At 66.6% G+C, this 11,680-nt stretch carries 14 protein-coding genes; 11 read left to right on the top strand and 3 right to left on the bottom strand.

Annotated elements, in window-relative coordinates; all coding sequences use genetic code 11:
• Positions 1–39: 39 nt before the first annotated feature.
• From NOSIN_RS24155 to NOSIN_RS27930, 3 genes are all read left to right on the top strand, one after another.
• Positions 40–1,140, top strand: coding sequence for a sensor histidine kinase (locus NOSIN_RS24155; RefSeq protein WP_077692930.1), 1,101 nt, complete (start codon positions 40–42; stop codon positions 1,138–1,140).
• Complete coding sequence (locus tag NOSIN_RS24150; RefSeq protein WP_077692929.1) at positions 1,137–1,793, top strand: response regulator; 657 nt, start codon at positions 1,137–1,139, stop codon at positions 1,791–1,793. Before NOSIN_RS24155 ends, NOSIN_RS24150 begins: the two co-directional genes overlap by 4 nt.
• Positions 1,794–2,252: 459 nt before the next feature.
• A complete protein-coding gene (locus tag NOSIN_RS27930) occupies positions 2,253–4,196 on the top strand; it encodes a hypothetical protein (RefSeq protein ID WP_236743436.1) in 1,944 nt (647 codons plus the stop codon).
• A gap of 116 nt (positions 4,197–4,312) precedes the next feature.
• Here NOSIN_RS27930 and NOSIN_RS24145 read toward each other — a convergent pair whose 3' ends face one another.
• The 3 genes from NOSIN_RS24145 to NOSIN_RS24135 are packed head-to-tail and all read right to left on the bottom strand — an operon-like array spanning position 4,313 to position 6,136.
• Positions 4,313–4,549 (bottom strand): hypothetical protein, encoded by a 237-nt coding sequence (locus NOSIN_RS24145; protein ID WP_077692928.1) that lies wholly within the window; start codon positions 4,547–4,549, stop codon positions 4,313–4,315.
• 2 nt (positions 4,550–4,551) lie between these two features.
• Entirely contained in the window at positions 4,552–5,388 is an 837-nt protein-coding gene (locus tag NOSIN_RS24140; protein WP_077692927.1) for a phosphoribosylaminoimidazolesuccinocarboxamide synthase, read from the bottom strand.
• A gap of 7 nt (positions 5,389–5,395) precedes the next feature.
• Entirely contained in the window at positions 5,396–6,136 is a 741-nt protein-coding gene (locus tag NOSIN_RS24135) for a GntR family transcriptional regulator (RefSeq protein WP_077692926.1), read from the bottom strand.
• Between the two features lie 570 nt (positions 6,137–6,706).
• On the opposite strand from NOSIN_RS24135, the gene NOSIN_RS24130 reads away from it, so the two are divergent.
• The 8 genes from NOSIN_RS24130 to NOSIN_RS24105 all read left to right on the top strand — a co-directional run bounded on the left by NOSIN_RS24130 (position 6,707) and on the right by NOSIN_RS24105 (position 11,493).
• Entirely contained in the window at positions 6,707–6,967 is a 261-nt protein-coding gene (locus NOSIN_RS24130; protein ID WP_077692925.1) for a hypothetical protein, read from the top strand.
• Positions 6,964–7,140, top strand: a complete 177-nt coding sequence (locus NOSIN_RS27375) for a hypothetical protein (RefSeq protein ID WP_170293600.1) — start codon at positions 6,964–6,966, stop codon at positions 7,138–7,140. Before NOSIN_RS24130 ends, NOSIN_RS27375 begins: the two co-directional genes overlap by 4 nt.
• Positions 7,140–7,277, top strand: coding sequence for a hypothetical protein (locus NOSIN_RS27370; protein WP_170293601.1), 138 nt, complete (start codon positions 7,140–7,142; stop codon positions 7,275–7,277). The genes NOSIN_RS27375 and NOSIN_RS27370 overlap by 1 nt, the downstream gene beginning before the upstream one ends.
• Positions 7,274–8,512, top strand: coding sequence for a winged helix-turn-helix domain-containing protein (locus tag NOSIN_RS24125; RefSeq protein WP_077692924.1), 1,239 nt, complete (start codon positions 7,274–7,276; stop codon positions 8,510–8,512). The genes NOSIN_RS27370 and NOSIN_RS24125 overlap by 4 nt, the downstream gene beginning before the upstream one ends.
• Positions 8,509–8,796 carry a hypothetical protein gene (locus NOSIN_RS24120; RefSeq protein ID WP_077692923.1) on the top strand — a complete coding sequence of 96 codons (288 nt, stop codon included), beginning with the start codon at positions 8,509–8,511 and terminating at the stop codon, positions 8,794–8,796. The genes NOSIN_RS24125 and NOSIN_RS24120 overlap by 4 nt, the downstream gene beginning before the upstream one ends.
• On the top strand, positions 8,793–9,050 hold the full coding sequence (locus tag NOSIN_RS24115; RefSeq protein ID WP_077692922.1) for a hypothetical protein: 258 nt from the start codon (positions 8,793–8,795) through the stop codon (positions 9,048–9,050). The genes NOSIN_RS24120 and NOSIN_RS24115 overlap by 4 nt, the downstream gene beginning before the upstream one ends.
• On the top strand, positions 9,047–9,418 hold the full coding sequence (locus tag NOSIN_RS24110) for a hypothetical protein (protein WP_077692921.1): 372 nt from the start codon (positions 9,047–9,049) through the stop codon (positions 9,416–9,418). The genes NOSIN_RS24115 and NOSIN_RS24110 overlap by 4 nt, the downstream gene beginning before the upstream one ends.
• A 65-nt stretch (positions 9,419–9,483) precedes the next feature.
• Positions 9,484–11,493, top strand: coding sequence for an FtsK/SpoIIIE domain-containing protein (locus NOSIN_RS24105; protein ID WP_077692920.1), 2,010 nt, complete (start codon positions 9,484–9,486; stop codon positions 11,491–11,493).
• The last annotated feature ends 187 nt before the right edge of the window (positions 11,494–11,680 follow it).

Here is an 11,680-nt window from a genome sequence, read left to right as displayed (position 1 = left end):
TGGCGCGGGCGGCCCGTGCGGCCGGGGTGGCTCGGTCGGGTGGCGGACGCCGGTCTCGCCGCGGTCCTCGCGCTGGTGCTCGTGTTCCAGGCGGTCGGTATCGCGTCGACCTGGGGAGGCGGCTACTGGTGGTTCGACGCCGCCGCGGGTTCGGTGGTGTGCGTGATCGCGCTGGTGCGCCGCCGGGGCCGGGCCGCGGCCGCGGCCGCGGGACTGGCCGTCGCCGCCGTCTCCGTGCTGGTCTCCTGGCTGGCCGGGCTGCCCTCCGAGCCGGGTCCGGCCATGGCCCTCGCGCTGGCGGTGCTCATCGGATCCGCCGTCAGGGAGCTCCCGGCCCGGCCGGCCTGCGCGGTGGCGGCCGGAGGACTCGCGGTGATCGCCGCCAGCCTGCTCACCCAACTGGGGTCCACCTCCGGCATGCCCGTGGTGGTGCTGAACTCGCTCACGTGGCTGGGCGGTGTCGCGGGCGGCCTGGGACCGCGGCTGCTGGACGCCCGGCGCCGGGCGGTCGCCGAGGGGGTGCGCCGCGGCGAGCGGATGAGGCTGGCCCGGGAGATGCACGACGTCGTCGCCCACCACGTCACCGGCATCGTGGTCGAGGCGCAGGCCGGACAGCTCGACGCACCCGGACGGCCCGAGCAGGCGCGGGCCTCCTTCGCCGCCATCGAGGGCGCGGGATCCGAGGCGCTGACCGCGATGCGCCGCGTCGTCGGCCTGCTGCGCGACGCCGACGGAGCGGCGCCCACCGCGCCCGGCCCCGAACGGCTCACCGCGCTCGTCGGGCGGTTCCGGGAACGCGGCGGCCCCGCCGTGGAACTGCGCCTGTCGGAGGACGAGGGGATGTGGCCGCACGAGGTCGCCGCCACCGTCTACAGGGTCGTCCAGGAGTCCCTGACCAACGTCGCGCGCCACGCCGCACACGCCGGGACGGTCACCGTCGACGTCGCCCGGGACGGGGAGGAGGTCACCGTGGAGGTCGCCGACGACTCCCCGGGCCCGTCCCACCGGAGGCGGGGCGGGTACGGACTGGTCGGCATGCGCGAGCGGGTCGAGGCCCTCCGGGGCACGCTGGACACGGGGCCACGCCCCGGGGGCGGCTGGTCCGTGCGCGCCGTCCTTCCCCTGGAGGAGAACCGATGACCATCCGGATCCTGTTGGCCGACGACCAGGCGATGGTCCGAGGCGGCCTGCGCCGGATCCTGGAGAGCCGGCCCGACCTCACCGTGGTCGCGGAGGCCTCCGACGGGGCCGAGGCGGTCGGGCTGGCCCGGCGGCTGCGCCCCGACGTGTGCCTGGTGGACATCCGCATGCCGCGCCTGGACGGCCTGGAGGTCACCCGCGCCCTGGCCGGACCCAGGACGGCCGACCCGCTGCGGGTGGTCGTGGTGACCACGTTCGACCTCGACGAGTACGTCTACGGGGCGCTGCGCGGAGGGGCCGTGGGATTCGTGCTCAAGGACGCGGGCCCGAACCTGCTCGTGGAGGCCGTCCGCTCGGCGTACGCGGGGGACGCCCTGATCTCGCCGTCGATCACCCTGAGGCTCCTGCGCCACATCACCGCCTCGGGCTCCCCGTCCGGCGGCGGCCGACCGCATCCGCTGTCCGCCCGCGAGACCGAGGTCGTGCTCGCCATCGCCCGCGGCCGTACCAACCAGGAGATCGCCGACGAGCTGTTCATCTCCCTGAGCACGGTCAAGGGCCACGTGTCCGCCGTCCAGGCGCGCCTCGGCCTGCGCAACCGCGTCGAGATCGCCGCCTGGGCCTGGGAGAACCGACTGATGGACGCCGTCTAGACCGGAAGCGCCCGGACATCGAAAACGCCCGGAGCCAAAGGGCTTCCGGGCGTCGGTACTGCTCAGTCTGGGTGGCTAGGGGCGGGGTCGAACCGCCGACCTTCCGCTTTTCAGTAGGTCTCGCTGAGCACGTATGCACGCTAGTTGACCTGCCCGGATGTCGGAGCCAGCTTGGCCGTGGCGGAACTTGGCCGCATATTGGCCGTAGGCGGCAGCTCCGTACCTGCGATCCAGGGGTCACGGTTCCATAGAACATGACGACAGCACACCCCTTCTGACCTGAATCTGAAGCGTACGGGGTGGAGTGGACGTCCGACTACTCAACGTGTACTCGCAATAGATCGACCGTCCGTAAGCAGGAAAAACTTGTCCTTACCTTCCGCAAATCAGGATGAAAACCGCTTAATAGGCGGAATCGGTCAAGCCCGCCCGGCATGGACAGGGGAGTATGATGAGTGCGTGACTATTGAACCTGACTCAGAACGGCGCCTGAAGTTCTATGGCCTCAATGACTATGGAACCTACCACCAGGTTGAGCGTGTCAAAGAAGTCTTGGAAGTCTTCGATCCGCTAGCCGTCGGATACAGCACCTCCGACATCATTGAGTTACACAACGCACAACTGTTCATCGAGAATCAATTGTACCCTCAGTCGTTCGACAGTGAACAGCGCGCAGCATGGCAAGCACTCCGCCCACAACTGCGCACCGTGGTTGCCAAGTTTTTCAACGCACTGAATGATGATAATTTCGCAGACGTTATTACTGACGTCCACAACGAGTACAAATCCGACCTACTGCAACTCCTTGCGAAGTTTAAAGTCTATGACCGCTGCTCCGCAACCACAGTTTTGCCAGCCTTAAAAGCAGTGCGCATTAGCATGGGTGGACTACTGGGAAACAAAAGACTAGTGCAGAAATATAACCACGAAGTTCGAGCGCTAATCCTTGCCGATTCCGCCAATGCTGAATACCTGGCAAGGAAACATCTGGAGAATAATGCACAACAAAGCGTACATCTCCCATCGAGCCTAACCATCGATGATCAGCGCGCCCTTATAAACAGTTATGTCGATAGCGATGACCCGAATCCTAATTATGTAAAATTGATCTCATTCGCACCTCTACATACGGGCGATGCTGTTGATGCGAAGCTGAAATTGAAAGCCCGGCGCAAGCACCAAAAATGGACGGAGGAGTTTTTCAAAAAAAATACCGGAATCGCGACCGGCTGCACGGTAGCGGTCGACGATGAGCAAACTGATCCCGCTAAGCTTGAAATGGACGGGATGGTAGCTAATTTTTCGTACAGTCGACTCTGGCTCGAGGACACTCTCGATCAACCATCCATTCTTAATAATTTCCTTTATGTTTTTGAGTTCGCAAACTACCACATGTTGCTAACGCTTCCATCGTATCGAGCGCAGCTTGGAGTGCTTGAGCAGTTGATGGAAGTCAAAGTAAAGGGCGCCTACCCACTCGACTCAGCATTCCGCAGCAAAGAGGGCAGTTCGTCCCTGCAGTTAGCATTCTACAGGGATTACCTGAAAAGCAAGGACGTAGAGATTGAGTCAGTTATCGCATGGTTCTTTTCTTCTTACCTTAAGGACGAATTTGAGGTACTGAACTTTCGATTCACACCGTCAAGCACAGCATCAACTTATCTGGAAAAATGTCGTCACACTTTCGCCGAAATGGAGAGCATCCTCCAGCAGTTCACTCTCTATGCAAAAGAAGGTGAGTTGGACCTTGAGCTGCTGAACATGAATTCCGAACAAGTAAGCTATAAAACTATTCCGAGCCTACTTAAAGGCAAGTACGCCTATCCGACTAGCAGTCAAGACGTCCATGCCATCCTGTATCTCCTCTTCTCAGACCAGTCAGAACTGACGTACATCAGCGAAGAACTGCACGGAAATAATGCGGTAGATCTTCTGATAAATCATGAAGTATCATACGATGACTTTGCCGACTACCAGAAAGATTCAGTGGATTACCTCATTGACCAGGAGGTTCTCAAAAATAACGGCCAGCGGATCGTCTTCGCTAACTGTAGACAGCTCCTCGTGCTTCGAGATGTCGTCGATGACGAAGTGGCTAGCTACTACCACTACTCGACTAAAAGTCGTGCGGCTATCGATGAACTAGTAGAACGGGAGTGGCTTGTGAGACGAGAGTCCCTACTCTCCGAGGCCGAGGCTAGCTATTTCAACTATTACCTCAACAAGGCCGAGTTCACCAATGGTCCAGATTTGCGAAACAAGTACATGCACGGATCAAATGTGGACGCAGCCAACGAGCAAGAACACTTCTCTACCTACATTTCCGCCCTCAAACTTCTGATCGCGCTCGTCATAAAAATCAATGACGAATTCTGGCTCAGGTCAGTTCAGATGGATAACTAGCCTGACTCTCCTTATTGCGCGATGCTTTTTCATTCTTCCTGCAATATTCCGATACTATCTGCGGAATCCGAAGGGGCACAGGCGTGTTGCCTGTACCCCTTGCTAGTCACATCTCGTTAGCGGTTTCGGGACTCGTCTGCTCGCGCTTCGTCGGACTCTTCCCAGGTGCGGTCCATCGCGCCTTTGAGGGCTTCCACCTGGTCTACGACGGGATCGATCCCGAAGGAGCGCAGGAGCAGCATCGCGGCGTGTTCCGGCTTGGGGTCGTCCTGGGCGAGCGGCTCGAGCCCTTCGCTCTCCAGGAGTTCCCGCACCTGGCGCACGAGCTTGTTGCGGTCGTAGCTCTGATACATGCTCACGCCTCCCAGCGCTTGCCGGTGATCCGCTCGTAGACCTCGATGTAGCGGGCCCGGGTCGCTTCCACGATCTCGTCGGGGATCTCGGGGCCGGGCGGGGTACGGTCCCAGTCAGTGACCGTGCTCGACCAGTCCCGCACGAACTGCTTGTCGAACGCGTGCTGGGGCCGACCCGGCTCCCAGTCGTCTGCCGGCCAGAACCGGGATGAGTCCGAGGTCAGCACCTCGTCGGCGAGCACGAGCGTACCGTCCGCCGCACGGCCGAACTCCAGCTTGGTGTCGGCGATGATGATGCCGCGCTCAGCGGCGATCTCCGCCCCGCGCTTGTACGCGTCCAGGGTCACCGTGCGCAGGCGGTCAGCGGTCTCCTGACCGATCTCCTCGACCACGTCCGCGAAGGTGATGAACTCGTCGTGGCCCTCGGTCGCCTTGGTCGTGGGGGTGAAGATCGGCTCAGGAAGCTTGGACGCCTCCACCAGGCCCTCGGGGAGCTTGATTCCCGAGACCGTGCCCTGCTTCTCGTACTCCTTGAGCCCCAGGCCCGCGAGGTAGCCGCGGGCGATCCACTCCACCGGGAGCATGGTGAGCTTCTGGCAGCGCACCGCGCGGCCCGCCCACTCCTCCGGAACGTCCGTCGCCGAGATGACGTGGTTCGGAACCACGTCGGCGAGCTGCTCGAACCACCACAGCGAGAGCTGCGTCAGGATCTTGCCCTTGTCCGGGACCGGGGTCGGCAGCACGACGTCGTAGACGCTCACGCGGTCCGAGGCCACCAGGATGAGGTCATCACCATCAGCGTAGACGTCGCGCACCTTGCCTGAGTGCAGCAGTTCCATGTCGCTCCTACCTGGAGATCTCGTAGTTGTAGGTGGCCCAGCGTCGGGCCACGGAGACGGACTGGCCGAACTCGATCACGTCGCCTTCGGCGTTGAACACCCAGTTCTGCTTGCGCAGGACCGGGGAGCCGAGCGGGATGCCCAGCGCTGCGGAGTCCTCTTCCGAGGCGATGTCGGCGCGGAGCTGGTCCTTGCCGGTGGCGGGTGTGAGCCCTGTCTTCTCCTGGACGTACTTCGGGGTGCCCTGGGGCAGCCGCTTCGCCTCCAGGAGCAGCGGTGCGCTTTCGGCCAGCTCTCCGTTGAACCAGGACGTGCTGGCCGAGGAGGGCACGTCATCCCGGAGGGTGACGCGCTGGCGTCGGATGACGTTCGTGCCTGCGGGAACGCCGAGGGCGTCCGCGACGCCCTCGGGTGCCGGCACCAGTTCGGCCGCGCGGATCTCGGCACGCTCGTTCGCCGCGTAGATCCGGCCTTCCAGGCTGCGGACCACACGGTCCTTGGCGCTGTCCGCCGCCTGGTCGCGGGTGACGATGCTGCCCTTGCCGGGTTCGCTGCGCACCAGGCCCTCAGCCTTGAGCGTGCCGACGACCTTGGTCGCGGTCGCCAGCGAGATCTTCCACTTCGCGCTGATGGCGCGCACGGAGTCGATCTTCTGCCCGTCCTGGAGGACACCGGACTCGATCTCGGCCTTGATGTGCTTGACGACCTGCATGTAGGGCGGGTCGGTGCGTTGGACCTGAGGGGACACGTGTGGCTCCTTCGTGGTGAACATGATCAGTGTACTAGTACGCATAGAGGTTCAGGCATGTGAGCTCGGGCTCTACGACCTGCAACGCGCTCAGGCCCAATGAATATGCCAACTGTACTAGTACGCCAAACGCTCGCGTGCTATAACAGTTGCACGGCCACAGGCCGCAGCCCGGAAGAGGACTCCGGTGACCAGGGCAGAGCCCTGTCCACCGCGTGGAATCCCGGAGCGCACGAGCTTTCACAAGCCCTTGAGGCACATAGCGCGCACGCCCTGACCCCATCCCGAGCTCTCAAGGGACGGCGAAGGGAAGACGTGGCCACGGCACCCCATAAGGGTGCGCCGCCCCAGCAAGAGCAGGGGCCGCACGGCATGGCCGCGCCGCACCCCAGGGGTGCCTGTCCGCCCCCGCTTCCCGGCACAACACGGGACACGCGGGGCCGGGCCGGGACCACCCGGGTCCACGAGAAGCCGCTAACGGCTCGAACCACTGATCAAGCAGAGACGAGCCCCGCCGGGATGCCGCCCGACGGGGCTCTTACGCACCCGCTCACCTGCAAGGAGCAGCACATGCGCACCACCATGATGCCGTCCCCGACGGCCCACGAATTCCCCACCCCTCCCCCGGCGCTGTTCGAGGTCGCCCCCGCAGCCCTGGACGTTCTCGGCATCACCGACACCGAGGACCTGTTCGCCGTCGCACTGCCCGACGAGACCCCCGAGGAGGCCGCCGCCCGTAGGACGGCCGCAGCCGACATCCTCGACGACCGTCTGACCGACATCGCCACCGAGGCCCTCACCCACGACGTGGTCCAGAAGTGGTCCGTATGACCACCGACCTGCTGCCTGCCGTCATCGCGACCGCCGGGGTGGTGCTCCTGCTCGTGCTGGGATCCCTCCGGGTCGCCGCTGGCTACCGCAGGGTGCGCAACACCGTGCGCCGCTGGGGCCGCACCCGGCTGGTCCTCACCCACACCATCCGCCGCAAGGGGGTTCGTCGCTGATGGCTTCGCTGATCTCGCTGTTCGCCCTGTTCCTGACCGCTGCCCTGGTCTACCTGATCGTCGGTAACCCGCTGATCGAGCGCAGGTCCGACCTCGAAACCCTCGTCCGCCTTTCCAAGCTGGAGGAGCACCGGTGAAACTCCGACGCATCCCCAAGAACAAGCCGACCGAGGTCACCGACGTCGTGGCCGACCTCAAGGCCCGTACCCAGCAGGCCCAGTCCCTGGCCAGCGTTCCGCGTCAGGAGTTGTTGGCCGATCCCCGGCTCAACCCCTCTACCCGCGCGCTGGCGGACCGGCTGGAGGCCGACCGGCTGCGCGCCCGACTGGACTGGGAGCACCGCCGCTACCTGCGTTCGGAGCGCGAAGCCGACCGCCGCGCGGAGGATGCGATTCGGGCCGCTGAGGCCGTGGACCGCGCCCGCGCCGCGACCGATCCGGCCTACACCGTCCTGACACTGGTTCGAAGCAGGGGCCGGTTCGCGGCCCTGTCCCTGGGAGCGTCCCTGGTGCTGTCGGTCGGGTCCGCGATGGGCCTGGAGGCCGCCGTCACCGCGCACTACCCCACCGCCCCAACCGGTATCGGCTACCTCGGAGAGGTAGCCCTGACCGGCATGTCGACGGCCGCGATCATCTGGGCGGGCCTGCTGGCCCGGTCGCAGGCGTTCCCGACCGGTGGCCGCCGCGCCGCGCTGATCGGGCTGATCGTGGTTCCGCTGCTCGTGAGCATCGTCGGGTCCACGATCGGCTCCGGCCCGGTCGGGGCCGTCGCCTCGCTGGGATCGGCCGCGTTCTCGTGGTTCGCGTACCTGATCGCGGTCACATCCGCCGACGCCATCGGCCAGCTCGTGAAGCGCATGGGCACGGCCACCACGGCCACCGAGATCCCCGTCGACAACGAGGACCAGGAGTACGAGGAGCCGACCACTCCACTGCCCCACCGCACCGCCGGAGAGGCTCTGGAGGTCGTCGGGGAGGAGCTCGCGGAACAGGTCGACGACTACCTGCGCTCGCACGGGAGCCCGTCTGAGCGCTCGCACGGCCAGACCCGCTCACACGGGACCGGCCCGGAGCGCTCACACGGGGACGCCTCTCCCGCCGACGACGGGGCGGACGCCGAGTCGGCACAGGTCACCCCGTCTGAGCGCACGTCCGAGCGGGACCGCTCGCACGACGACGGGGAGTCGCCCGAGCGAGTGCTGACCGCGCAGGAGCGGCGCCGCCTGGAGGGTCTCCAGAACCGCCGCCGGGTCGCGAACTACCTCTACCGCCGTCCCGACGCTCACACGGCCGAGATCGCGACCGAACTGGGGTTGGGGGAGTCCACCGTCCGCCGGATCCGCAAGGAGCTGGAGAACGGGGGCGAGCCGTGACCATTCGCCACCGCCCGAAGGTACGCCGCTGGCACGAGGAGACCAGTCAGGGAGAGGCCTGGTGCTACCAGGTCCGGTGCTCGTGCGGCGAGGAGTTCGACGAGCACTACACCAAGCGGCTCGCGGAGTCGGACAAGGCCCGTCACCTGATGGACGTGGCCCCGCCCGTCTCCGAGCGGTGCCGCGACCCCAAGAAGCACCGGACGCAGAGCCACGACTACTGCCCGGTGTGCGCCAACCAGCTCTGCCTTCCCGGGTTCGAGGGCCTGGAGGCGACCGGATGAGCCGCACCGACTGGCGCACCCGCCTGCGGGCCGCCGCCTCCCTGGCTGACCACCTGCTCTGCCACGCCGACTCCGTGGTGTCGGCCTGGCTGGACATCCGCCCGGTCCGCCACACCCTGGCCGACTGCGCTCGCTGGCTGGGGCGCACCTGGAGGGCGCACCTGCACCGCGCCCGCACCCACAAGTACGGCCCCGGCCGGGGCCTGATCGCCGTCGTCATCAACCGCCCGAACGAGAACGAGGAGACCCGTTGAGCGACTCGCAGGCGTCCGAAGCCCGCCGGATCATCGCTGACCTGGACGCGATCGAGCTGGACACCGGATCCGACATCCGCCGCTACACCGAGACCGTCCGCCAGTTGGCCCGCGCTCTGGCGATGGAGTTGGAGTTCACTGCTCAGGAGTTGGAGGCGGCCCTGGCCGAACTGCCGCCCGCTCAGGGGGAGTCGCGGCTGGCCATGCGCCGCAAGGCCCGCTCGGTCGCCAAGCACCTGCGCCGCGCCGCTGAGGCTCAGCGCACCGTTGGCGTGGAAGGAGTGCGCACCTGGGGCTCGCTGCGCAAGCACTTCGAGCACCTGGTCAAGAAGCGCCCCAAGCGCAAGCCCCTGGACCTGTCCGCCTGACCCGACCGGATCCGCGGGGGCCGCCCGGCGCGGCCCCCGCCCCCACCACGAAGGAGAAGATCAGCATGGCTCGCAACGAGCTGGTGGTGCGCGGACGTGACCGGGACCCGGAGACCTCGGTCCGGCGCGGCCCCGCCTTCCTCGACTACGCCCGGCCCTGGATCGCCGCCCCGGCGCTCATCCCGGCCGGATTCCTCACCCACTGGATGTGGGGCGACCTCGGTCTCGGGACCGGCCTGGCCGCCGCCGCCATCGCGGCAGCCGGCGGGGTGGTCGCCTACGCCGCGCACCGGCTGACCGCCGCGCGGACCTGGTACGCGCACCACATCTCCACCGCCATGACGGGCGGGGCCGGGGCCTGGCTGGCGCTGGCCACCGCGTTCGGTCCCGGACGGCCGCTCATGGACGCGCTGCTCATCGGGGGATCGGCCGCCGCCGCGATCGCGAACGTCCACCTGTGGGCGCGCCACCAGGGCACGGGAGACGCCCGTGGGAAGGGCACCGGCCGCATCCTGCCGACCTTCGACGAAGTCGCCGCCAAACTGCATCTGAAGAACGTACGGGCCAAGCTCACCTCCGACACCGAGATGCAGCAGCGCCACCAGATCACCCTGGACAACGGGACCACGGCCGAGGAACTCCAGTCGCGCGGCAAGGAGCTGGCCTCCGCCTACGGGGTCGCCCCCGGCGCGATCCGCGTGATCGAGGACCAGGGCCGCGCCGACCGCGCCGAGCTGGTCATCACCAAGAAGGACGTCATGGGCAAGCTCATCCCCTGGCCAGGACTCAACCCCGCGCACGTGGGCACCTCGATCGCGGACCACCCGTTGGAGCTGGGTGTCTACGAGGACGGCGAGACCTTCACCAACCAGATCACCAACCGGCACTCGCTCACGGTCGGCATGGCCGGTGCTGGGAAGAGCGTGTACGGCAAGGTCAAGATGGTGCAGGTCGCCGCCCGATCCGACACCTTCACCCTCGCGATCGACCTGGCCAAGGGCCGTCAGACCCTCGGTCCGGTCGAGGGCGCGATCGGCTGGCCCGCCTACACCAAGAAGGCCGCGCGCGGGCAGCTCGACGCGGTCAAGCGTGCGATCAAGGCCCGCGCGAACCACCTCGCGGACGCCGGGCACGCCCAGTGGGTGCCCGGGTGCGGGCTGACCTTCCTCTACCTGCTCGTGGAGGAGGCGGCCGAAGTCGTCGACTTCGACGAGATCGTGGAGATCGCGCGGGTCGCCCGGTCGGTCGGCATCCACCTGGAGCTGAGCCTCCAGCGCGCCACGTGGGGCAACCTCGACACCGACACCCGCGCCAACCTGGGTGACGGGCTGTGCTTCGGGGTCCGCGACTTCGCAGACGCCTCCTTCGTCCTGCCGGACTACGTGACCGACGCCGGGTGCGACCCGTCCCGCTGGCGCAAGTCCAGGCCGGGCGCGGTCTACGCCGCGATCGAGCACGTGGACGTGGACCGGCACGCGGTCGCGGCCAAGACCTACGGGCCTCCCTCGACCGACCCGGCCGAGGAGAACCGCGACCTCAAGGCCGCCGCCGACGCCCTGCCCGACCAGGACGCCAAGCTCGACGCCGTCACTCGCACCGCGTTCGGTGCCGAGTACGCCGGGTTCCTCGGGAACCGCACCGGCACCGCCACGGCCGCCGCACCGGTCCCGACCATGAACGAGACCGTGGACGACGAAGAGCTGATCGTGGACGAGGACATCGAACCGGTCGTGCTCCAGACCCCGGACGACGACCCGGAGATCAAGGGCGACCTGGACACCGAGATCCCGCCCCTGGAGGAGGGGGAGGACTTCGCGCTCCCGAACCGCAAGAAGGGCACCAAGGCCAGCGCGGAGGAGGCCCGCGCCGCGGTTGAGGGCCTGATGGAGGAATGGGGGCCGGGCAAGGAGTTCGGAGCCTTCGATCTGAAGACGGAACTGGCCGAGATGGGCGTGGAGCGCAAGCGGTCCTGGATCTACGGCCAGCTTCGCCGCCTGGAGGAGGAGGGCCGACTCCGCCACGAGGACTCCGGTGCCTGGACCGTGCTGGAGAGCCGCGAGATGGCGGGTGTCTGACGGTCTGGAGCTCCCGTCCAGGCCGAGTCCGGACAGCCGTCCAAACCCTGTCCAAACCGGGTGTCCAGACCCCGTCCAAACCGGTTTGGACACCCTCTGACCTGTAACACCGCGCCGGGGCGTCCAACGCGCGCTCCGGCCTGTCCAACACGAAGGCCCGCCCCTTGCCGACCAAGACCCGGGGCGG

Source organism: Nocardiopsis sinuspersici, from assembly GCF_001998325.1.
GTDB lineage: Bacteria > Actinomycetota > Actinomycetes > Streptosporangiales > Streptosporangiaceae > Nocardiopsis > Nocardiopsis sinuspersici.
The sequence above is the reverse complement of the archived record's forward strand: the minus strand, read 5'-3'. Positions and strand labels throughout refer to the sequence as shown.